This window comes from Paenibacillus rigui (genome assembly GCF_002234615.1).
Taxonomy (GTDB): domain Bacteria; phylum Bacillota; class Bacilli; order Paenibacillales; family NBRC-103111; genus Paenibacillus_S; species Paenibacillus_S rigui.
In genome coordinates, this window is sequence record NZ_NMQW01000012.1 from 223,295 (window position 1) to 246,535 (window position 23,241).

At 50.8% G+C, this 23,241-nt stretch carries 20 protein-coding genes; 4 read left to right on the forward strand and 16 right to left on the reverse strand.

Features of this window, described 5'->3' with window-relative positions; translation table 11 throughout:
• Window positions 1-9: 9 nt before the first annotated feature.
• The 7 genes from clpP to CF651_RS08590 form a co-directional block, all read right to left on the reverse strand.
• On the reverse strand, window positions 10-603 hold the full coding sequence (clpP, locus tag CF651_RS08560) for an ATP-dependent Clp endopeptidase proteolytic subunit ClpP (protein WP_094014435.1): 594 nt from the start codon (window positions 601-603) through the stop codon (window positions 10-12).
• 539 nt (window positions 604-1,142) lie between these two features.
• Window positions 1,143-2,426 carry a trigger factor gene (gene tig / locus CF651_RS08565; protein WP_094014436.1) on the reverse strand — a complete coding sequence of 428 codons (1,284 nt, stop codon included), beginning with the start codon at window positions 2,424-2,426 and terminating at the stop codon, window positions 1,143-1,145.
• Window positions 2,427-2,572: 146 nt separating this feature from the next.
• On the reverse strand, window positions 2,573-3,496 hold the full coding sequence (locus CF651_RS08570; protein ID WP_094014437.1) for a hypothetical protein: 924 nt from the start codon (window positions 3,494-3,496) through the stop codon (window positions 2,573-2,575).
• Window positions 3,497-3,573: 77 nt separating this feature from the next.
• On the reverse strand, window positions 3,574-4,788 hold the full coding sequence (locus CF651_RS08575) for a Ger(x)C family spore germination protein (protein ID WP_094014438.1): 1,215 nt from the start codon (window positions 4,786-4,788) through the stop codon (window positions 3,574-3,576).
• Complete coding sequence (locus CF651_RS08580; RefSeq protein ID WP_094014439.1) at window positions 4,785-6,248, reverse strand: spore germination protein; 1,464 nt, start codon at window positions 6,246-6,248, stop codon at window positions 4,785-4,787. Before CF651_RS08580 ends, CF651_RS08575 begins: the two co-directional genes overlap by 4 nt.
• Entirely contained in the window at window positions 6,232-7,326 is a 1,095-nt protein-coding gene (locus tag CF651_RS08585; protein ID WP_094014440.1) for a GerAB/ArcD/ProY family transporter, read from the reverse strand. The genes CF651_RS08580 and CF651_RS08585 overlap by 17 nt, the downstream gene beginning before the upstream one ends.
• A 125-nt stretch (window positions 7,327-7,451) precedes the next feature.
• On the reverse strand, window positions 7,452-7,796 hold the full coding sequence (locus CF651_RS08590) for a hypothetical protein (protein WP_094014441.1): 345 nt from the start codon (window positions 7,794-7,796) through the stop codon (window positions 7,452-7,454).
• 332 nt (window positions 7,797-8,128) lie between these two features.
• Between CF651_RS08590 and asnB the strand changes: the two genes are divergently transcribed.
• A complete protein-coding gene (asnB, locus tag CF651_RS08595) occupies window positions 8,129-9,973 on the forward strand; it encodes an asparagine synthase (glutamine-hydrolyzing) (protein ID WP_094014442.1) in 1,845 nt (614 codons plus the stop codon).
• 194 nt (window positions 9,974-10,167) lie between these two features.
• Here asnB and rdgB read toward each other — a convergent pair whose 3' ends face one another.
• The 3 genes from rdgB to CF651_RS08610 all read right to left on the reverse strand — a co-directional run bounded on the left by rdgB (window position 10,168) and on the right by CF651_RS08610 (window position 12,767).
• The gene (gene rdgB / locus CF651_RS08600) at window positions 10,168-10,803 is read right to left on the reverse strand and encodes an RdgB/HAM1 family non-canonical purine NTP pyrophosphatase (protein ID WP_094014443.1); all 636 of its coding nucleotides are present in this window, start codon (window positions 10,801-10,803) and stop codon (window positions 10,168-10,170) included.
• A complete protein-coding gene (gene rph / locus CF651_RS08605; protein WP_094014487.1) occupies window positions 10,784-11,548 on the reverse strand; it encodes a ribonuclease PH in 765 nt (254 codons plus the stop codon). The genes rdgB and rph overlap by 20 nt, the downstream gene beginning before the upstream one ends.
• A 172-nt stretch (window positions 11,549-11,720) precedes the next feature.
• Window positions 11,721-12,767 (reverse strand): GerMN domain-containing protein, encoded by a 1,047-nt coding sequence (locus tag CF651_RS08610; RefSeq protein ID WP_094014444.1) that lies wholly within the window; start codon window positions 12,765-12,767, stop codon window positions 11,721-11,723.
• Window positions 12,768-13,012: 245 nt separating this feature from the next.
• Between CF651_RS08610 and CF651_RS08615 the strand changes: the two genes are divergently transcribed.
• Both CF651_RS08615 and CF651_RS08620 read left to right on the forward strand, forming a co-directional pair.
• A complete protein-coding gene (locus CF651_RS08615) occupies window positions 13,013-13,897 on the forward strand; it encodes a sensor domain-containing protein (RefSeq protein WP_094014445.1) in 885 nt (294 codons plus the stop codon).
• Between the two features lie 32 nt (window positions 13,898-13,929).
• On the forward strand, window positions 13,930-14,442 hold the full coding sequence (locus CF651_RS08620) for a phosphatidylglycerophosphatase A family protein (protein WP_094014446.1): 513 nt from the start codon (window positions 13,930-13,932) through the stop codon (window positions 14,440-14,442).
• A 136-nt stretch (window positions 14,443-14,578) separates the two neighbouring features.
• On the opposite strand, the gene CF651_RS08625 is transcribed toward CF651_RS08620, so the two are convergent.
• The 3 genes from CF651_RS08625 to CF651_RS08635 form a co-directional block, all read right to left on the reverse strand.
• Window positions 14,579-15,508, reverse strand: a complete 930-nt coding sequence (locus tag CF651_RS08625; protein ID WP_094014447.1) for a Ger(x)C family spore germination C-terminal domain-containing protein — start codon at window positions 15,506-15,508, stop codon at window positions 14,579-14,581.
• 395 nt (window positions 15,509-15,903) lie between these two features.
• Entirely contained in the window at window positions 15,904-16,932 is a 1,029-nt protein-coding gene (locus tag CF651_RS08630; RefSeq protein ID WP_094014448.1) for an MBL fold metallo-hydrolase, read from the reverse strand.
• 10 nt (window positions 16,933-16,942) lie between these two features.
• Complete coding sequence (locus CF651_RS08635) at window positions 16,943-17,689, reverse strand: class I SAM-dependent methyltransferase (RefSeq protein WP_094014449.1); 747 nt, start codon at window positions 17,687-17,689, stop codon at window positions 16,943-16,945.
• A 236-nt stretch (window positions 17,690-17,925) separates the two neighbouring features.
• On the opposite strand from CF651_RS08635, the gene CF651_RS08640 reads away from it, so the two are divergent.
• Window positions 17,926-19,137, forward strand: a complete 1,212-nt coding sequence (locus tag CF651_RS08640; protein ID WP_094014450.1) for an ROK family protein — start codon at window positions 17,926-17,928, stop codon at window positions 19,135-19,137.
• 163 nt (window positions 19,138-19,300) lie between these two features.
• Here the strand turns inward: CF651_RS08640 and CF651_RS08645 are convergent, their stop codons facing one another.
• The 3 genes from CF651_RS08645 to CF651_RS08655 form a co-directional block, all read right to left on the reverse strand.
• Complete coding sequence (locus CF651_RS08645; protein WP_245855786.1) at window positions 19,301-20,413, reverse strand: amidohydrolase family protein; 1,113 nt, start codon at window positions 20,411-20,413, stop codon at window positions 19,301-19,303.
• Between the two features lie 138 nt (window positions 20,414-20,551).
• Window positions 20,552-21,721, reverse strand: a complete 1,170-nt coding sequence (locus CF651_RS08650; protein ID WP_094014452.1) for a DNA sulfur modification protein DndB — start codon at window positions 21,719-21,721, stop codon at window positions 20,552-20,554.
• The gene (locus tag CF651_RS08655; RefSeq protein ID WP_094014453.1) at window positions 21,721-22,896 is read right to left on the reverse strand and encodes a DNA sulfur modification protein DndB; all 1,176 of its coding nucleotides are present in this window, start codon (window positions 22,894-22,896) and stop codon (window positions 21,721-21,723) included. The genes CF651_RS08650 and CF651_RS08655 overlap by 1 nt, the downstream gene beginning before the upstream one ends.
• Between the last annotated feature and the right edge of the window lie 345 nt (window positions 22,897-23,241).

Sequence of the window (23,241 nt, forward strand, 5' to 3'; positions counted from 1 at the left end):
AATCACTCCTTATCCATTCAGTTCGTTACGAGTGATAACCGCATCAATAAGCCCATATGCCTTGGCCTCTTCTGCGCTCATGAAGTTGTCACGGTCGGTATCGCGCTCGATCTTCTCAAGCGGCTGACCTGTGCGCTCCACGTATATTTGATTCAGCTTCTGTTTCGTTTTAAGAATCCAGTCCGCATGAATTTTAATATCTGAAGCTTGACCTCTGACTCCGCCTAGCGGCTGATGGATCATCACTTCGCTGTTCGGCAAAGCAAAGCGTTTGCCTTTGGCACCTGCTGTTAACAGCAGGGAACCCATGCTGGCAGCCATACCTACACATATCGTGGAGACATCGGGCTTAATGAACTGCATTGTATCATAAATACCCATACCGGCCGTTACTGAACCGCCAGGGGAATTGATATACAGATGAATGTCCTTTTCAGCATCCTGCGCGGACAAAAACAGCAGCTGCGCAATGACGAGGTTGGCAACATCATCATCAATGGCCGTCCCGATAAAGATAATACGGTCTTTCAATAGACGGGAGTAAATATCATACGAGCGCTCTCCGCGTCCTTCTTGCTCAACAACCATAGGTATCAGACCCATTGTTCCAACCCCTTTGCTCCAAAATTCGTTACAATTTCCATTGTAGCAGATTTAAAAACTTTTAGCGAATAGAGGGAATGACCCAAAGGCCCCTTAAGGGAATTTAGCTAATCCCCCCAAATCCTCTTCGCCATTGCGGCCCAGCAGCCTTCGCCCCTGAACCTCCAAAATTTCGTCCGTGGTGATGCATATGTACTTCGATGTTACGTTATGTTAGGATCTCGGCCGGTGTGCCTGCCCTCTGCAAACAAAGGGATCGGCACAACACGCTTGCAATTGGCCGGGTAGCACTTAAAACGTCTGCCTCGCCACTATGATTGCCTTTAAGCGTGCCCGTGACGACATAAAACCCCGTATGGGGTTTTATGCGTTCAAGACAAACGCGAGTCCCCGCTGTAGCCAAACTCTAATTGCCTATGTATTCTTATTCATGATCCAGAGAGGCCCCCTGCTGTCCCCTTTAATGGACATTAGGGCTGATCCCTAGTTACAGAGAAAGGCACGCATACATACACGTGCCTTTGCTTCTTATGTTAACCTTATTTGCTGTTTTCAACCAGGAAATCAACAGTTTTCTTAACGATAATGTCATGTGCCAGATCGCCCAGGTTACCGTTAGCCGCCAGAATCGCACGAAGCTCATCTGCAGGACGCTGGTACATTTTGGACATATTCTCCAGCTCAGCATTGATTTCTTCTTCTGTAGCTGCAATGTTCTCAGCTTTCGCGATGGCTTCCAGAACCAAATTGTTCAGAACGCGCTTTTCAGCGTCTCCGCGCATTTGTTCTTTCAGAGCATCATCGTTTTGGCCAGTGAACTGGTAGTACATTTCCAGGTTCATGCCTTGTGTACGCAAACGGTTCTCGAATTCTTTAACCATTTGAGCCGTTTCGTTCTCGATCATGATTTCAGGAATGTCTACTTTTGCGGCTGCAGCTGCTTTGTCAACAACTTCAGCTTCTTTGTTGCGTTGAAGCTCGGATTCCTTACGTTTTTTCAAGTTGCTTTCGAGATCTTGCTTGTACTCTTCCAATGTTTCGAATTCGCTGACGTCTTTGGCGAACTCATCGTCAAGAGCAGGCAAGTTTTTGCGTTTGATGTCGTGAAGCTTCACTTTGAATACAGCTTCTTTGCCTTTCAAATCTTCGGAGTGGTAGTTTTCAGGGAAAGTAACGGTGACGTCTTTCTCTTCGCCTTTGTTCAGGCCAACGACCTGCTCCTCGAATCCAGGAATAAAGCTGCCGGAGCCCAGCTCAAGAGAGTACTTCTCAGCTTGGCCACCTTCAAAAGCAACACCGTCTACAAAACCTTCGAAGTCGATCGAAACGACGTCGCCGTTTTGCGCAGCGCCTTCTTCAACAGGAACGAGCTCAGCATGACGCTGTTGCAGTCTTTCCAGTTCAGCTGTCACTTCTTCAGCTGTTACGTCGGAAGATTTAGCTTCCAGCTCAAGACCTTTGTACTCGCCCAATTCAACTTCAGGCTTAACAACAACTTTTGCTTTGAATTTCAAAACTTGGCCTTTTGCGAACTGTTCAACGTCCACTTCAGGACGGTCTACAGGAGTAATACCTGTTTCTTGAACCGCTTCAACATAAGCTTCAGGAACAACGATATCAAGAGCTTCTTGATACAGGCTTTCCACGCCAAATTTCGCTTCAAAAATAGAACGCGGCACTTTCCCTTTGCGGAAGCCCGGAACGTTTACTTTTGCAACAACTTTCTTGAATGCTTTGTCCAATGCGGCGGCCACCTGGTCCGCTTCCACTTCAATGTCAAGAACGCCAACGTTCTTCTCTATTTTTTCCCAACTTGCTTTCATTTTATGCTTTCCCCTCCAAAAAATGTTCCATCACATATTTTCACGTTCTGATCAAAATGGATTCGTTTTCACCCATTTCGCCAATATAACCACTCTATTATAACATAACCTTCTCGGTTTTCAAGTTCGGAAACACAGGAAAAAATTTAATCCGAGAGTTTATGAGAAAACATTACCGCGGCAAACTGCTGCATGATGCGGTATGCCTGCTCCCACTGGAATTCCATCGTTTTCGTAATTCCATACAATTCAAGGATTTCAGCCCTGTCTCCGCTGTGGAACACTCTCTCCAGCAGGACCAAATGCAGCGCAGAAGCCCACACATCGACATACTCCCGGTCTTGGCGAAGCATCTGACGGTAGGAAGAGGTTCCGTAAATAAAGGCTAAAAATTCATTCCACGTTTCTTGGGCGAAATAAGCAAGCGCCGGCTGATTCATCTGGCTGATTTCCTGCACGCGATCCATGATATCATTGACGATGGACGGAAATTCCTCGAAACCGGAAGGCGTGTCCTCGACATGAACAAGAATGGTTTCACCGTTCTTCCTCAGCTCCAGCAGCCCCGTCATTCCTCTGAGCTTGAGCGTTTGCAGCGCCTTATACTGAATGAGAGGATGCCACTCCCTCTCCGTAATCCAGTCCACCAGCCTCGAGGTGATATCGAGCTCCGATTGCTCGAGAAGGGCCAGCTGGTCCAATGCGAGCAGCTGATTTTCAAGCGATTGCGGGGACGACAGCATATCCAGCAGTTTTTCAGCATATCCGCTGTCATGCTTGGCCTTGGAGGCAAGATGCTCGCGCAGCATGTCCGCTTCGCTCCAATCCTCATCCTCCTGAGCGTTATCGTCTTCAAACAAAGCCTCCGGAAACATGGTTTGAAGCCACTGCAGCAGCGCATGCCACTCCTCCAGCAAACGCTCGTCCTGGTTCTGGCAGCTAATTAAAAAACGGAGAAGCCGAACCGCCTCGCCGTAACGTTCGGTTTCGAGCATCCGGGTCAGCTCAAACTGATAAAATTCCGCTGTTTTGGGAAATAGTATGACGTTATTCGTCGATTGTTCACTCAACAGCCTATCACCTACCCCTGACTTGCATATGTATGAAAGTCAGTGTACCCGATTCCGCCGCGGAAAGCAAAATTCAGCTAAGGCAAACGGTGCCCTTCCGGTTGGGTTACCGATTCATCAGTTACGTCTTTGTACAGCTTGTACGTATATTTGCCTGCGGTTGTAATCTGCGCATCCACCGTTACCTTCCCAAGGGAGTCGGGATGAAGTAAAAAGGTCCGATCCCCGGCGTATTTGGAGTATCCCTTGGCTCCCCGCAAATACAGATGATCGCAGAGCCCCAGCAAATCCGCCTTTTGCTTCAAGCCTGCGGCATACGTGTCGCGGATTTCCTTCTCGATCTTGGTTTCGACCTGCTGAATTAATGTCCCCACAGGCACATTTTCATTAAGCTCCGATATAATTCCTTTCACGACAACATGAACATCGAACACTGGCTTATCGTTAATGGTTCGCATGTAGATCGCATGTTTGGGATGTTCCATTCGAAGGTTCGCCAACAGCTTGTCGTCCTCGATAAGGACCGGGGCCCGTCTTGCTCCCTTTTCCATCCATCTTAAACCGTACACCTTCTCCAATGGCAGGAAGCCCGTATTTTTTTTATCCCAAAAGACATAGATTCCGTTATAACGAAGCGAGTGGATCGGCTTTTCATTGATGCGCCAAACTTTTCCGCTAATTGCGATGGAAGGAAGAACCAGCGTTTTGGCTGTCTCATAGTAATCCGCGATAAAATCATGCAGACGGAGCGGCTTGATGTAGGACCGCTGCAAATAATTATCCAATGGGGCGTGAATGATCATATTCAATCGGGATCGTTCAAAATTGGGCGATGCCTCGAACAGCTTATCGATCGGCTCCTTTGTTCCAAAAACCCACATCGTGTAACGCAGCTCGTAAAACCGGAACATTGACTGGAGAACGTCCGTAATCTCGCCCTTCTCGAGCAGCCCCTCACCCAAAATCAGCGATGTCACATGTCCCCAAAACAGTCTTTTTTCCGCCTCAACCGTTATTTTGCCAATCGCCTCCGCATAAGTTTGGCCATGTCCAATAGCCATCCAGACAGGGATGGGCTTCGTATCGATCCCCCCTCCCTCCGTCTTGGCTACCCTTTGAAAGCTGAGCAGCTGTAAATAAACGGTGTACTCCTTACTCTCCTTGGCATAATCGATTCCCACCGCATTGACGTAATCCAGATTATCTACATCCTTCGCATTCCAACAGCCGGTCAAACCAAAGGCAGCAATGCACAATAAGACGGCGAATTTGCTTAGAAGGCTCACTTTCATTCCGGCGCCCCCCCATCCCGGCCTCCTGCATCTTGTAACAGTTGGGGCTTACGGGTACGGTTATTCCTCGGAAAACGGAAAATAACATAACGCAAGTCCTTCCAGTTTAATGGAGAATATGGAGCCAGGTAAGGTACCCCAAAGGACCTCAGATTGGCTAGGTATATCAATACCGAGAACGCGCCGGTGAAAAAACCGAATAAACCAAAAAATGAGGCGAGCACAAAAATATAAATTCGCAGCAAGCCTACCGAGCTGCCGAACAGCCCGTTAGCCAGCGTAAACTGTGCCGTTGCGGAGACGGCCGCCACTACCAGCGTTATCGGAGAGGTGAGCCCCGCGCTAATAATCGCATCACCGATAATGAGCCCGCCTACCACGGAGATGGAAGGTCCCAACGCAGAGGGCAGCCTGGTTCCCGCCTCCAAAAAAAATTGAAACAGCACAATCATCAAAAAAATTTCCAAAGGTCCCGCTAGCGGTGTCCCCATCGTAGCCACTGTAATGGAAGCCAACAGGGGAAGAGGTATTTGGTCCTGGTGATACGAGGTAAGAGCAACCCAAAATCCGGGTAATAGAACCGTAATCATCAAGCCCACCCTGCGCATAAAACGTTCGATATACAGCAGGGGCAGCGGAGCGTACACATCTTCGGCGACAGCCATCATATAAGAGATGTTGACCGGTGCGATTAAAGCCGAGGGATTCCCATCCATCAAAATGGCAAACCTGCCTTTGACCAGGCTAGCCGTCACCAGATCCGGTCTGGTGGTGATACTCATTAACGAAAAAAAGCCCAGTCCCGGCTTTAAAATGATATTTTTTAAAGACTCCATATCCAATACGGATTCCACATCGACCTGCGACAGCTTATGCTTGATATCCCTGGCGACTTCCGGATTCAGCACGTCCTCCAAGTACAACAAGGTCACCTCCGTTCTGCTGCGTGTCCCCAAAATATACTTGATGCTGTGCAGGCTTGTCGTCCGCAGCCTTTTGCGTATCAAGGCTACATTCGTCTTCACATCCTCAATGAAGCAGTCTCTCGCACCAAAAACCGTCAGCTCGGATACAGAGCCCTCCGGCTTCCTCTCCGGCCGCATCCCGCTTTCAAATATGGCCAGCTGGCCCGTATCCATTCGAAAGATGAGAACGTTGCCTCTAAAAATCTCATCGATCAAAACCTGCTCCGATACATCGTCCGGAAGGTCGCAGACGAGCATGGTCCCCATATCCTCCGGGATGATTCTTTCTTTTTCACCGGCTTGCTTCTTCAGGTTCTTCCAAAGTCTGGGCAAGACGGTATTCTGAATCGATTCACTGCTGCAAAGACCTTCGCAATAAACAAGCAGCAAGCTCGTCTGAACTTCCTCTTTCTCCTCCGAGCTTAAATGGTGAAACATAACATCCTCACACTGCTTAAATAAGGTACGCAGCTTGCGTTCATCCCAGGTTGTCATTGACTGGCGCCCCTTTCTTCCCTTTCATGGCAGCAATCCACAAACATATCAATAAAGCCAGCAGTCCGATTTGCGCTCCAGGGAGATACTTGTATTTCAGCCAATCATAAAAAACAATATCGCTCCAGGGCACCAGCATCATAAGAACAAAGCCTAGGGAGAGAAGCATGAGAAAAATTGATTTATGTGTTTTTCCTTTCAACCCGCTCAGCTCCCCGAGCAAGTACATAATCGTGGACAAGCGGATGAAGGCTCCGGCAAACCATTGATAGATCGATAAAAAATCAACCCGCTCTATGAATCGATGAATAATGACGAGCTTCCACTGCTCGAATGCAGGGTACCTTTGCTTCGCCCCTTCTACCGCCCCGAACTCCGCAATGGAGCCTGTTGTAGGACCCAGCGTCAGGCCCATCATGAGAAATCCCAGCAGGGCCAGCTGCCACCATTTAATCCGGGATCCCACGTGATGCTGCAGCAGAACAATGAAGATGAGTTCCTCAAAGCTCGAGCATGCATAGACGATTCCACGCAGAAGCTGCTCCATGCCATTTTCCATGACAGGGAGCAATCTGGTGTAATCCTTGTTAGGGAAGTTCGCCCCCATCACAAAATAGCCCAATAAAGCGATTAAGGGCAGCAAAATGCCGCTCATCACGGCAATGCTCATAATCCCGGAACGGGCGGCAAAATAACAAAGGGAAACTAACAGTAAGGCAAGCGCAACCGGGGGCGTTTCGGGTAAATACGAAGCAACCGCCCAATCTACCGTGTCTTTCACAGTAATTGAGCAGGTCACCAATAGAAATGCTATAAATACAATTCGCAGCGCAAAGGAATATCCGTTTCCTGCGGTGTGCTTTAACCAGCTGAACAGGGGCTGCTGCTGACTCCGTTTCACGATCCAATACAGCAGGCTCACCCACAACAGGTTGGGCACGAGAGACAGTGCTATAGCGAACCAGGCATCACGCCCTGCAACATCAAGCAAAACAGGGATAAGAATAACATGATTCCATAATCCGCCGGAAGTAAGAATAATCATCGATGCCTGAAGCATATTCAGATTTTTGGTCATGATCCCCTTACCTCCCTCGTTTCGCTAAAAAGTAGGATGCCCCGATTTAGAAAAATAAACTAAATTTCGTAGTACAAACAAAAAAAGAAGCTCCCCCATTGGTTGGGAGAGCCTCTTCATAAGGTTTAGTTGATTTTCATTGCGGCCTGAATCAATTTGGCTTTAATGCCTGGATCCTGATCGATGAAGGCGTACATTTTGTCTACTTGCTCTTTATTTTGCAAATAGTCCTTTTCGTTCTGGATCGCTTCCAAAGACCAATCCAGCAAGCCCTTCTCAGCAGCGCCAAGACGATTCAAAGCCGTGTGCAGACCGGTCTGCTCAATCAGTTCCTCCACACTTGCCTGATTCACTACGCCCAGCAGCTTTACAGTCGTCAGCTTATTTTGAAAAGCCTCATTCACACGTTCAAAGTGCTCTTTGGCCTCTTTGTATTCGGATTGTGCTTTGGATAATTTCGTCTTTTTCATAACGTAGACCACCTCTTCATCTTGATCGATTCGATTCGGTCAGCTGACTAGGCAGCCTTCCGGCAGGAGTGTTTGTACCACATTGCGACTAATCACCATCCATCACTCTATTGGTTAGGGTGGGATATTCGCCCTTGTTCTATACATTTTAACATAAACAGCGAAAAAGACCGCTAACGCCTAGTGTAAACGGTATTTCGGATTTTGTCTATCTTTTCCTCCTACAAGGACAGACATTTTCCGCTGTTCGCCTGCATAACCTTTATCATCATACTGTCGTGTCGAATTGCTTGTCATCTGCCGACAAAACACACCAAGAGAGGATGAAGGCTATGTGCGGAATTACCGGATGGATTGATTGGCAAAAAGATTTAACTCATTATCCGTCCTTTCTGGAGCGTATGACGGAGACCTTATCGGACAGGGGCCCCGATGCTTCGGGGACCTGGATCACTCAACATTGCGCCCTCGGGCACAGACGCCTAAGCGTAATGGACCCGGAGAACGGCGCGCAGCCCATGGTCCGCAAATATGGAGAGAACACCTTCTCCATTGTCTATAACGGGGAATTATATAATGCACCCGAGCTGAAAAAGGAGCTTGAGCTTCGCGGCCACCGATTTACAACAACATGCGACACAGAAGTACTTCTCGTATCGTTCATTGAGTGGGGACGCGCCTGCGTCGACCGCCTGAACGGTATTTTTGCCTTTGGGGTGTGGGACTCTCTGGAGCAATCGCTGTTCCTCGTTCGGGACCGGCTCGGCGTCAAGCCGCTGTTCTTCTCTTACTCGGATGGCAGACTGCTCTTCGGCTCAGAGCCCAAAGCGATTCTGGCCCATCCGGATTTCCCGGCGCAAATCAGCGGTGAAGGCCTCGCCGAAATTTTCGCCGTCGGTCCGGCCCGCACACCCGGACATGGCGTATACCGTAACATGTCGGAGCTGAAGCCCGGACATTGCGCCGTTGTCGATCATAACGGGCTTCATATCCGCGCTTACTGGAAGCTCGAAAGCAAGCCGCACGAGGATGATCTGGACACAACCGCAGAGCGGATTCACGAGCTGCTGAAGGATACGGTCATCCGCCAGCTAGCATCCGACGTACCGATCTGCACATTGCTGTCAGGCGGCCTGGATTCGAGTGCCCTGACGACCTTTGCCGCGAACTATTACAAGGAAAACGAGATAGGCACGATCCATACTTATTCCATCGATTATGTAGACAACGACAAGCATTTCAAGGCCAACACTTTCCAACCGAACTCGGATGCGCCCTGGATCCGCCGAATGACGGAGTTTCTCGGGAGCGAGCATCATTTCCTGGAGTTCGATACGCCCGAGCTCGTGCAATCGTTAAAAACCGCGGTATATGCCCGCGATCTCCCGGGAATGGCGGATGTGGACGGTTCCCTCTATTTATTTTGCCGCGAAATCAAGAAGAATGCTACGGTAGCGGTCTCCGGAGAAGCGGCGGATGAAATATTCGGCGGGTATCCATGGTTTCATCGCGAAGAAGCGCTAAATGCGGGTACGTTCCCATGGGCACTTGCCACGAAAGACCGGGTCAACCTGCTTGCTCCCGATTTCGTACGCTGGGTCAAACCCGAGCAGTATGTGCAGGAGCGTTACCGCCAGGCATTGTCCGAGGTACCGCGGCTTGCCGGAGAGAATGAACAGCAAAACCGGATGCGGGAAATGTCCTACCTGAACATTACCCGGTTCATGCCTACCCTGCTCGACCGGAAGGACCGGATGAGCATGGCGGTAGGGCTGGAGGTCCGGGTGCCTTTCTGCGACCATCGTCTGGTCGAGTATGTGTGGAATATCCCTTGGGAGCTGAAAACGGCAGGGGACCGGGAAAAAGGAATTTTGCGCCGGGCACTCCGCGGCGTGCTTCCTGAGGACGTCCTGACACGCAAAAAAAGCCCGTATCCGAAGACGCACAATCCGAATTACCTGGAGGCTGTGCGTACATGGGTACTCGAGATCCTCAACGATTCCAGCTCTCCTCTGCTCCAGTTCATCGACGTGCCTAAAATTCGTGCACTGGCAGAGGGGGACGCAAGTCAGTTCAATTTGCCATGGTTCGGCCAGTTAATGACAGGTCCGCAGCTTTTTGCCTATTTGGCCCAAGTGGATACCTGGCTTAGAGAGTATAAAGTATCGATTCGCTAGCCCGATCCTGGACATAGGTACAGCCGGGCGCACCTGAACAAAAGCGGATGGCAACGGAGAAGCTTCGTCTTGCTTGGCGAAGTGTGCTCCCTTGCGATCCGCTTTTCGCATCGGCGCAGCGGCAGTCACCGATCCGCCCTTAGTGACATCCGCCCAAACGCTTCCCGCTGGGCAGCAGGCATGGAATTCGCAGCCTAGTCCTGCTGCAGCTTGTCCCATAAGGCGCGGATCGCCAGTCCACGGTGGCTGATTTCGTTCTTTTCCTGAACCGTCAGCTCCCCCATGGTTTTATGGAAAGCAGGAATGTAAAACAACGGATCGTAGCCAAAGCCTTGATCCCCTCGCGCTTCTGCGATAATCCATCCCGGACAGGCGCCTTCCGCTTCTGCAATCGGTTCCCCCTGCGCATCGACCAGGCATAACGCCGCAACGAACCGTGCCGGGCTTAGCATGCCTTGCTCGTTGTCGGAACCGTTGGAGTCAGCCGCCTGCTTCTTCAATTGATCCAGCAGCTTCCGGTTGTTCGCCTCGTCCGAGGCATGCTCCCCTGCATAGCGTGCGGAGTATACACCCGGCGCACCGTCCAGCTTGTCCACGCACAGCCCTGAATCGTCGGCCAATACCGGCACGCCGAGCCGCAAAGCAATCGTCCGGGCTTTGATCAGCGCATTCGCGGCAAACGTATCTCCATCCTCAACGATATCAGGCATGTCCTCAAAATCACGCAAGCTTTTTAAAGCGATCCCCTGGCTCCGGAACATCGGTTCAAATTCTTTAACTTTACCCGCATTACGCGTTGCAATGACGATTTCAGGACCGAGCTGGCGCATGCGATGCTCTCCTAATCCGTTCCGTAATGTCCGGACCGAGCGCGGCTTCCTGCTCTCGAATCATGGATTGGATACCTGTCTCCGCCAAAGCAAGCAGTTCATCGAGCTCGGCGCGCGAGAAAGGGGCATCCTCGCCTGTTCCCTGCACTTCAACGAATTTGCCGGCTCCTGTCATGACTACGTTCATGTCTACCTTCGCCTTGGAATCCTCCTCGTAGTTCAAATCCAGGCAAGGCCGGTCTTGAACGACGCCTACACTGATGGAGCCCATGAAATCGTTGATCGGGTACTTCTGCAAATTCTTATCCTTCACAATCTTGTCGATCGCAAACGCCATCGCGACAAAAGCCCCCGTGATGGAGGTGGTGCGGGTTCCCCCGTCCGCTTGAATCACGTCGCAGTCGAGCGTAATCGAACGCTCGCCCAGCGCTTCCAGATTGACCACCGATCGAAGCGCCCGGCCGATGAGCCTTTGAATTTCCATCGTGCGCCCGCCCAGCTTGCCCTTAGCGGCTTCCCGCTGATTACGCACCTGCGTGGCCCGCGGCAGCATGGAATATTCCGCCGTAACCCAACCCTTGCCCTGGCCTTTCATAAATGGCGGCACCCGCTCTTCAACCGTTGCCGTGCAAATGACTTTGGTATCTCCTACCTCAATGAAAACCGAGCCTTCAGCATGTTTATTATAATGGGTTGTTATAGTCACAGGACGTGTCTGGTTAGTCTGTCTTCCATCGCTTCTCATGACAATCCGTTCCTCCTTCAATGCTTTCTTGACGTGCTTCTTCTGCCAACCTTCCCCATTGTACCAGAGTGGCACACCGACTTCCAACAAGACAGCCCTTGCAGCCTCCCCTCCAAGGCTGTATCATCCGACCGCGCAAAACAAGGGAGCCTGCGGCTCCCTTGAAGGTGGTTTACATTTTGACAGGATTAACGCTCGTCGGACGACTGACCGGCTTGCTGTAGTTCTGATTGTCATCGGTGCTCACTTTTGCTTCCCCATTCACTGTGATTTGCACCTTCGTCGCCGTTCCTGTATTTTCCGTCAGCGAAAGGACAACGGCCTTCAGGGCGTCGGACGGCGCTTTTTTATCAGGACCAAGCACTTTATCCGAGAAATCGACGGTGATCAAGTCCTCGGCCTTTTTCACCTGCTTCAGCTCGGCTCCCGGCGTCATGACGGCGGACAATCCTTTCTTCTGATCCGGACCTGCAATCAGCTCGTTCACAACGGCTTGCGCAATGTTATCGGTTCGTTTGACCATCCGGGTGACGGGTACATAATATTTATAATTATCCGAGCTTTGTCCCAAGAAATACAAGGTAACCGGAGTAGCCTGCCCATACTCGACGCCCTGCGGCTTTTCGAGATTAATGCCCATCGCTCTCGTTAAAGGCTCATCGAGCGGCGTCGCGCCTTGCGGCATTTCCTTGAGCTCCTTGCCTTCCACACGGAGCTGCACCTTTTCCACGGAAGGAAAGCCTGTCATCGTCCAGGTAACAGCCTCCAATATTTTACGCTCATCCTGAACATTGTAATCCGTGAACGCCTTGGAGAAGTCGATAATCGCAAGCTTCTGATCCTTCACTATATTAATGCCCTTTACCGTTGTTCCTTTGGGGATAAGCGCCTTAAAGCCTGCGGGCATTTGCGCCGAAACCGGACTTCCTTCCACCATCGATTCCAGTGCTTTCTTCGCAACGTCGACGGATTTCTCAATATTCATGCCGATGGGAGCTACCAGATCGTTCGCGTCTTTGGCGTACACAGTAATCAGCGTCGGATTCTGCACCACGGGGGCTGTAACCGCCTTGGTCTGGGAAGCATTCGCGTCGGCACCCGTCGGCGGAGGATCAATCGATTGCGAATGCTCCTTCGTTCCAAGCGCAGAGCAGCCTGAGGTTAGCAGAACCACAATGCCTGTTACTGCAGCACGACGTATCCATTTATACGATTTCATGATGATTCCTCCTCTTGGTTCATACAGATTGTTTGTCCCTTCTCTTAATCCAACTATACGAAGGGGAGACAAGTTTTATGACAACAATTTGTCCACTACCCGGACAATTGCAACTCTAGTTGCTTTTAGTAGGGATTCGTTCATATAATAGGATAAAAGTACTAAACCATTTTCACAAAGACATCCCATGTTTAGGGAATTGCTACCGTTTTGGAGCACACACTCCGGCATAAGAGGTGAACGAGATGGATAAGGGCTTCCAAGAGCATGAAGCGTTTTTCCGACAATTGGTCGAGCAAAGCAGTGATTTGTTTCAGGGGATCTCGTTACACGGAATCACTACCTATGTCTCCCCTTCTTTTTACAAAATAATGGGAATGCCCTCTTCCATCGTCGGCAAGCCCTGCACCAGTTATATTACAGAAATGGATACCCCCCTATTCGAGCATGCCTTCCATCAAATGATACAAAACCACCAGCCAATGTGTCTGGACTATCGTCTTCAGCTCCCGAACGGATCCCTGCTATGGGTAGAAGGAAAAGCCAATATAATGTACGACCGGCAAGGTAATCCTTCAGGCGTAGCCTTGATCGCAAGGGATATAGACAAGCATAAGCAGCTGGAGCAAAAGCTGACGCACATGGCTTACTATGATTCTTTAACCGGCCTGCCGAATCGCCGCCTGTTTCAAGACCGGTATAGCCAGGCGCTATTGACCGCCAAACGATACCAGCATAGAGCTGCTGTGCTCTACCTGGATCTGGACGACTTCAAGTTCATTAACGATACTTACGGACATGCTGCAGGGGATGAGCTGCTGAAGGCGGTATCGTCCCGCTTGGCCCACTGTGTCCGGGATCCGGATACGGTCTCGCGTCTCGGCGGAGATGAATTTGTCATTTTGTTACAAAATTTCGAGCATCCGGACGATATAAGAAAAGTGGGTATCCGGGTGATCGAGTCACTCAAGCAGCCCTATGTCATTCACAGCCATACAATCTCCATTACATGCAGTATGGGTGCCGCCGAATATCCGCAGGATGGGATCGATACAGACACGCTGCTTCAGCATGCCGATGCAGCAATGTATCACGCTAAGCAGCATGGTAAAAACTATTTTCAATCTTAATTTCAAAAATACTACAATAAGGGAGCCCTACCATGACTTATAACTTGAATTCGAAACAAGTGGCCGATGCAGCCAAAGCCTGGCTTACGGACCGCGGCGTCAAAATTAGCGATATCGCCGAATTGACCTATTTTCTGCAAAAAGACTACTATCCTAATTTATCGATGGATGATTGTACGGACAGCGTAGAACGAGTCATTGAAAAACGGGAGGTCCAAAATGCCATCCTGACCGGCATTCAGCTTGACATATTAGCAGAGGAAGGGAAGCTGCTCCCTCCGCTGCAGGAAATGATCGAGAACGACGAGGGCTTGTACGGCTGCGATGAAGTGCTCGCCCTATCCATTGTGAATGTGTACGGCAGCATCGGCTTTACGAATTTTGGATACGTGGACAAGATGAAGCCGGGCATTCTGAAAATGCTGAACGACAAGCATGGCGAGCATAAGCATACGTTTCTTGACGACATTGTAGGTGCAATCGCAGCGGCAGCTAGCAGCCGGATTGCCCACCGGAAGCAAGCGGAGAAGGAAGAACGCCAATAAGCCATTAGCCGGAACTGGCCTATATATAGAAAAACTAAAAAGGACGCACCGCTTGCAACACATAAAGCGGTACGTCCTTTTTGGTATTCTGCAGCTGCCGCTGCTTGGCTGATACGTGGGCATGTGTGACGGCCGTTTACGGCACAGTCATACGAACCTGCACTTGCACCTGAGCCCGCTCGAACGCATCCCGCCATCGTTCCGGCGTCCACATGCCGCGGTACTGGGAGCGGACTGAATGCCCTATATCCAGCGGATCCGTACGATGCGACTGCATAAGCCGGATCAGCCTGGCCAGCTCATCCCTAAGGTAAGCCGTATCCTCCCGTCGAGCGGATGGACTGATCACTTCCACCAGCGAAAGCAGCTTAGGAGCCTTCAATTCTCCATTGCTTCTCCACTGTACCCGGCAGCTCAAAGTCGTGGCAGGGTCTCCGGCAACGGGGATGCCCGCCTGCCCGTCAAGACAAGCCAGCATTTGAAGCTGACGATCCGATAAAATCAGACCAGGCGAACGCCCGCTCATCACCGCCGCCTTGATCTGCACTTCCCCCTTGGAGGAAGTGGAGGAAGACGGGATTCCATCCACAAAAGGGACCACACGGTCCTTCATGCGCCCGTCTGCATACCGCGAGAAGCCTCTTAGCTGCTCGTCCTTCCGCTGAAGCTCACGAAGCCATGCCTCAGCAGGCGTATGCCGTACCCAAAGGCCTGCGTCTCCGCCTGTCAAAGCAACAATAGGCCGGCCCCCAAGCTTAGCCATCGTCTCCGGGGGCAAATCCCACTTGGTGCTTATCAGTCCGTGACGGCGAACGAAGGATTCGCCCAGCAATACCACCCTGCGGTCATTCGGCCTGTTCAAGGACTGTATCGAGCCGGGGCCCGGCAAGCCGGCTACCTTCAGCTGACCCTGCTCGGAAACGTCCAAGGCGATAACCGGGGAGGTTGCCCACGGTTCGCTTGAAGGATAGACGGTTCCGCCAGGAGCCGCCGGCCCCTGACTGCATCCCGTCAGCAGTACGCCAACCGCTACACCGGTGATGATCCACCCATTAGCTTCTTTCAACGCAGCGAATCCCCTTTCCTCATGGCATTCCCGGTTTAGCCAGATGAATACATAATTTCCCATTGGCAGCTTGTTTATTCGCTAGCGCACCTAATTAAGAAAAACCTAGCCTGCGGCTAGGTCCTCGTCTAAACCCTATAACGTTTGTGCACGGGGAGGGATGGATGCGGGATTACGACCGCTGTTGAAGTCCGTGTTCCTTGATGGAAAGGTCACCCATTCCCTTCTTGTTCTACTCTGTGATGCTTTGTGCTGCTTCTTTTTTCCTAACCGGTTTTCAATCCGGTATTATTATCCGTGTACTCCTTTGTAGTATTCCGGGTACATCTCTACACCGCAGGCTTCACAGCTAAACTGCGGCGGAACTTCCGAACCTCCATCGTCGAGCAGCTGCTTTACGTTGCCGTTCTGTTTTCCTCAATTGGGTTACTTTGAGATCCATCTCCATCCGCCGGGCCGTAAGTGATGACGCCTCCAGATTCCGTCTCTTGGAGGCGCCCCACTTCACGCAAATAAATAAGGTGAGCCAACGTTTCAGATAAAGCAAACCGCAGCTGATGAAGCGATAAGCGCTCGCCGAACGTCGCGCGGCATACCTGGTAGGCGGTTAGCGGCTGATCCTCCAGCAGGCTGTACATGACTTGGAGCCTGCTCTCATGGTGGGCAAGCAGCTCCTGAATCCGGCTGTTGAACGTGCCGAACGGTTCCCGGTGTCCGGGATAGGCTTGAGCCACATCGTAAACGGAAAGCTCCTTCAAGCTGCGCAGGAAGCTGGCCAGCGGATTTTCGTCAATGCCGCCTGGCAAATAGCTGACATTGGGGGAAATTTGCGGAATCACCTGATCTCCGCAAAACATGTGCCGCTGATCCTTTTGATAAAAGCAAACATGCCCGAACGCATGGCCCGGCGTATGGACGGTTTCATACATCCGGTCCCCGAGACGCAAGTCATCCCCTATCGTCAGGACAGAAAGCTCAGGCTGTGGGGATACCATGGGCACGAAGCTGTCCATATGCTCCCTCATTGTGGTTCCCAGTTCATCCGGAAGACCGTGACGGCGGAACAGCTCCAGTACCCCGGAGGTCATAGGCTGCCCTGTACCCCACAGCCTCCGTACCTGCTCCGCTCCTGCGGAAGAGAGCCGGACAGGTGCCCCGCTCCTCTCCTGGAACCAGCCGGTCAACCCGTAATGATCGGGATGATGATGCGTGAGCACGACTTGCTCTATATCCTGATAACCGATTTGCAGCGATTGCAATACCGAGTCCCAATACTGAACGGCTGCTTCCGTATGCAATCCCGGATCGATCACCGTGTAACCGCTGCTGCCGCGAATTAAATAGCTGTTTACCCACCGAAGAGGAAAAGGCAAAGGAACCTTCACTTGATAGATCGAATCGTTATGTAGCGTAACCTGGTTCATGGCGTACAGTCTATCCTTTCCGATGCCCAACGAAAATCATTCGTTTGGAATCCGCCTTGCTGTATTCCGAAGCGTGGTAATCTCCATATATATGAGCTACTTCCAGTCCCGCACGGCTTAGCATGTCCAGGAACGTTGCCAGCGGATAAAGCTTCACCTGCTCGAGATACGTTCTTGTCTCCATATCCGGCCCGCTGATGACGATCGTCTTGCGGACACAGCCGTCCTCTATGACTCTTGACTCCTCTATCGTACACCGGCCCTCGGTCCGGGAAGAAAATGGAACCAGATGCTCCCTCACGTATTCGGGGTTCATATAGTCAATGATGAATTTCCCTTCCCCTTCGGCAGGCGGCTTCAAGAGTCGGTGTATTTCAGACAGCACCCGCTCATTCTCCTCGTCCGCGTCGAAATACCCGAAGGATGTGAACAAATTGACTACCGCGTCGAACGGCTTGTGCAAAGGAACCTCGCGCATGTCTCCCTGCAGCCAATGCACCTTGTTGTTCCGGTCGAGCTTACGGGCCTCTGACAGCAGCACGTCGGATAAATCCACCCCTGTCACCTTATACCCGAAATCATCCAGCGCCATCGAATGTCGGCCCATTCCGCAGCAAAGGTCCAGCACCTCGGAGCCCTCGGGCAGCCGCAGCCATTCGATCATCCGTTTGACTTCATCATACGCACCTTCCAGATCCCGATGCTTATATACTAATAAATAATCATCCCCAAAGCTTTTCTCGTACCACGCAGACATGTTTCTTCTCTCCTTTAGGAAGCTTGACACTGTAACCCTCCTATCTTACCAAATAAACGGACACGGCTACAATCCGCAGAAACGAATCCTTTTAACCCAAGTAATCCGATGCTGATAAGAATCTATGGTGAACACGATCGGTCTGATGTATAATGTAAACCAGATGCAAGACCGGGGAATGTGATTTGCCGGGCTTGGAACAGACACCGAACGGCTTGAATGTGGAGGGGCTAACGATGCAAATACACCCTATTCCTGAACGGATAGGCAGTCGCAAGCATAAAGAAATCTATGAATTGATCCGCCGTCAGGGCATCTTGTCCAAAATCGATTTGCTTGAGCAGAGCCAAATGACCGGCAGTACATTGACCCGCACGCTGGAGGAGCTCACCGCCCAAGGCTGGCTGCTCGAGGCAGGATTCGGTGAATCGACCGGAGGCCGCCGGCCTATTCTGTATCAAACGAATCCTTCCGCAGCCTACGTCTTCGGGCTCGATATCTCCAGGCTAAGCTCGAAGCTGATCTTGTTCGATCTTCACATGAACAAGCTGGATGCAGCAAGCTGGATCATGGATGAGAGCATGACGCCGACCAGGCTGCTTCAAAGCATTGCCGACTCGGCTTCCGCAATGCTTGCGGCCCATGGCATTGCTCGGAAGCACGTACTGGGCATGGGAATCGGAGCGGTCGGTCCGTTGGACCGAATGTCCGGCATGATCCTGGAGCCGATTCATTTTCCGGCTGCCGGCTGGCGCAATGTTCATGTGTCAGGCTTTCTGCAGGAAAGGCTGGGTATCCCCGTCCTTCTCGACAATGGCGCGAATACGGCGATTATGGGGGAATCGTGGTCGGACCGTAACCGGGATTACCGCCACCTGCTCTACATCCACGTAGGCGTCGGTATCCGCTCGGCCATGATGTCCAACGGGAAAGTCGTGTATGGGGCGGTAGACATGGAGGGCTCGATCGGGCAAATGATCATCCAAACCGACGGCCCCCGTCTTGGAAATCACGGCAACTTCGGAAGCCTGGAAACGTTCGTTTCCATCCCTGCCTTGGAGCAGCAGGCTCAATCCCGCTTGAAGCAAGGCAGGGAAAGCACGCTGCGCGATAAGGAAGCCCACCCGGACAAAATCAACTTCTCCCACCTGCTGGAGGCGTTGAAGGAGCATGATCCGTTGACGGTTGAAATTTTTTCTCAGGGGGCCACTTATTTCGGTATTGGATTGTCCAATTTACTCAATATTTTGCACCCCGAGAAGGTCATCCTGGGCGGCTTGCTGATCAGCAGCGACCCTAGTTTTTTCCAAATCGCCACCCGTGTCGCCATACGCAATACTTATCATTATCCTAACTATCAAGTCGTATTTAGTCAGGGCCATCTCGGCGAAGAAGCCCTGGTGACCGGCGCCGCCATTATGGTCATAAATCAGCTTACGGAGCAGTGACCGCATGGGGTTCGACCGACCGCCATGCAGAGCAACACGCCCTGGGATTCGCGCGCGTTGGAAAACGGACAGGAGCAGGTACCCTGCTGTAAGTGAAGCGTTCGGAATTCAATCGGCAGTCCCGCCTCAAGAAAAACGGCAAGCTATGACAGCGAAAGCGGTCCTAGTTTGCCGTTAATCGTTTCCCTGCCTCCCATTTCGTTAGCTTCTCCGTCGGAAATGTCTGCACCTTTTGCTTGTTCAGCTTTCGAATGGCTTCCAGTTGGGTTGCCGTAGCCGGCTGATTCCGAATCATTGTATATAAGTTATCGTGAGCGTTCTTCCTTGCTATCTCCTTATCCCCCAGCTCGTCAATCAAACGGTACATGCCTTCAATGGCTTGCTCTTCATTTTTCAATCCGTAGCCCGAATCCGTGCTTAACACAAAGCGGTCCGGGAACTGCTTCATCACCGGTATAAAATCTTTTAGCTTATTCGCGCTTTCCGGATTAAATGCCGTAAACCCGGCGAAAAAATCAGCGTACACATTCGGATAAGCCGCCAATAGCTCACGGATGTTCTCCGGTGAATTATAAGCATTGGCATGTGCGAAGATAAAGAGGGTGTCGGGGTATAACTCCAATGCTTCTTTGAATTTCTGTATCCCGATTCCATTCGGCGGATCGATATGGAGTAAGATCGGAGCTTTATATTTCGCGCACAGTTCATAAATTTGCGGCAAGACGCCATCCATCGGATCCTTCGTTTTCCAGGTCACCTTGGACAAAGCCGGAGAGTAGCTTGAGGCCGCAGCAACTTCTCCTATTCCAAAGAAGCCCTTCTCCAGCATTTCCCTCGCGTGATCTACCCCGGACGGCTCCAGCAGGTTAACACCCGAGAAAAAAGGAATAATCACATCCGGCTGCTTACGGTAGGCGTCCCACGCAATCTCATCGGTCCACACTGCCGAGGGCTCGGAAACGTTTCCAAATAAAATGATGCGGTCCACACGGTTCCTCTCCCATATCTCCTTCATGCCGACATATTTAGAATCGCCTGCATCGTGGTTATGGGCATCGAATAATGGAAGCTCACCGTACTGCGTGACCAAGTCATCCAAGCTTTTAACAGCTGCTTTAGATTCTCCATTTTCGGGCGGGACAGGTTTATCCTCCGATATGGGTACCGTCTTTTGCACCGGCTGGGTCCCGCCTCTGAAAAGATCATGTCCTATAAGTACAGCTCCAACTGCTAAACACGCGAGAAGCCAATAGGACAGCTTGCTTTTAAATGACAATCCCCTCCTCCTCCGTTCTCCATGTATTACAAACATTACCTTTTACTGTATAATCGACTCCACCTTTTGTAAAGATGCAAAAAAAATCCCTGACCGCACCTTTCGGTTGGATCAGGGATTTTGGTATTCACCAGGGACTTACGCCGTCGCTTCATCATCAACCGCATCGCCGTGAAGCTCTTGGAAAAACTGTACCAGCTTGCCGTGCTTGCGCAGCGACTTCTCATGAATTAAGTTCAGCTTGCCGTTATCCAGCGTGCCGAAACGTTCAATCAGCTGTTCATTTTCATGGGTCCAGTCAAAGCCTTCAAAAATGCTCAGACAAGATGTCCAATTTTTGGTGTATTTTCCATCGATGAACAGATGAGCGTGAGCATACAACGCAATACTTTCCTGCATAGCCCGGCTCGAGGAGCTGTACTGGGGCAATCCCGGCTGCTCCGGCATTAACGGCAGCAGCGTGCTGAAAAATTGATGCAGCATCTCGATATACGACGAAGGATCCTGACGAATCTTACGCGCCATTTCGTAGGAAGGCTGCATTTTACCTGTGAACAGCATCGTTGCGGTTGAGTACAGCCAGCTGAACGATGTGAAATTTTTATTATACGACGTCAAATTTGCACGGCATTCCACTCCCGCTCCTTTGAGGAACACATTGTGGTCAACCACCTGCTGAATGACGAGATTCAACGGATCGATGCTGTCGAACGAGTGACCCAGCTCTTTGCTTACCAGCTGTACCTTGGAGTTAATGTCTCCAAACAGCTGCTTCTCTTCTTCCTCACTCAAGCCGATGTAAATTTGAACGGCAAGCTCGCTTTCCATCAGCTCCAGACGGCGGCGCTCAATCTGCTCCACCAGTCCTTGCATCTGCTCCAGCTCCAATGCAATCTCCTCATTCTCAGGCGATCTGCGCTGCTTGATTAAAAGAGCCGCCACCTTCTTCTCATGGCTGCGAACCTCCTTCAACAGCTGCTCGTTCACATAGCCGAGAGCCAGAATCCGGTGCTGTCCGTCCAAAATACTCAGCTTCGAGCCGGGACGAAGATACAGCCCTTTGTCGGTTTTGGCGAGCGAGCTTACTTCTCTCAGCGACAAGGTCACCGGGCCGAAGAACACACGGTCAAGCTCGCGTTCCTGCAAGTAATTCGATATTTTACGGCGTTGGCCACTGCTTAATTTCCTCTGAACCATAGGATCGATTGACGTATAGTTCAAAACATCCTGTACTTGAATAGGCACCGTGGCAAGGCCGAATTTTTCACAAAAAGGGTGTATCGTCATATTCAGGCAAAGTCCATCCATTAGCCGGCATCCTCCTCAGCAATTTCCGATACGTTAGCTTTCTCCAGTAATTGATCCTCGCGAATCAGAAACAGGTGGTGCTCCTGATAAAAGTCTTTAATGTATTGGTAAGCCTTCATAATCCGTGAACGTCTAGGCAGACGGTCTTTCTCGTCCCCAACGTAGATCGCGTTCCAGTCGATATGAGGCAAAATTTTCATTGCATATTCCAGCGCATACCGGTTAAATTTGCCGGTCTTCGTTACTTCCTCATGGAAGAACAAGGACAGCGCAATCTGGATATTTTCCGACCAGCACAGCTCGCCTTTTTCAGGCTCGGGCAAGTAGCGCAGCAGCGTATCGAAATAGTAGGACGCAAGCTTCAAATGCTCTTCCACTTCTTCGTCCTTGAAGTAATAGCCGTTATTGCGCGCAGCGGATTTCAGCCGTCCTTCGAACAGCCCGGCCATAATCTCCACCAGCAAGTGATACGAGAACAAAAATTCAGGCCCTTTGCCCCGTTCCGTAAACCGGTCGACGGAAATTTGTTTCATCGCAGGCGCCTTCTCCGCAACTTGTGAAGCGAGCACATGATAAAATCTCCGCTGTTCCCGCAGTACGGCCAAGTTCCCGCCGATTTTACGCGGAAGCTTGTTAATGTCGGAGAACAATTGGCGTTCCTGACGTGCGTTGATATCCAGATAGATCATCGTAGACATCGGGAATGTGTACAGCTTGCTCAGCTTTGCCGAAATTTCTTCCATACGGTCGTATTCTCTGCGGTCTTTGGCCCGGGCCATGTTGCTTTGGAGCGTTTCCATCAAACGTCGGAAAGCCGCCAGTCTGTGCTGCCCGTCGACAACATACAATTTCTCAATCGCCTGCAGACGGTACACCTTCTGCTCCTCATCATATTCGCCGGCTCCGCGTGCAGATAAAATAATACCCGGGAAGTAAATGCCCTGTTGATGATCCATATACAGCATGATGTAATCCATCAGCTTGGATAAATTTTGCGGAACGATTGCCCGCTGTACTTCCAAATCCACCTCGTAAATCGAGAACAGCTTGCTCATCGGCAGTGTGGTCGATAATGTTGTTTGACCGAACGTTCGGGAAGCCACACCCGGAATTTCGATATAGGACGAAGCTTTCTGTTCAGCCAGCAGTTCCGACAACGATGAAATCGTATCCATGCCTGTCTTGCCTCCTTAAATATTGGACTTTGGGATCCATGAAGAAAACCAGAGTCTTCATGAATTTCATTGCATCACCTACAACAACCGCCCACCCTATAGGAGCGCAGCTGTCTCTTTCGTACAGTAAAGATATATTACTATAATAGGTTCATATAGTTTCATTATACACCGAAAGGACACGAAACATTCAGCAGGAAGGCAGAATATTACATCGTTTTCTAAAAGTTATTCCCGCAGGCTGTCCAATATTCTTGCCATGTCCTCTTGACTTCCTTCGAAGCCGTGTCCAATCAGGCTGTTGGTCGCATCCGGTTGAAACTATTAAGGCAAAAATATTGTTAC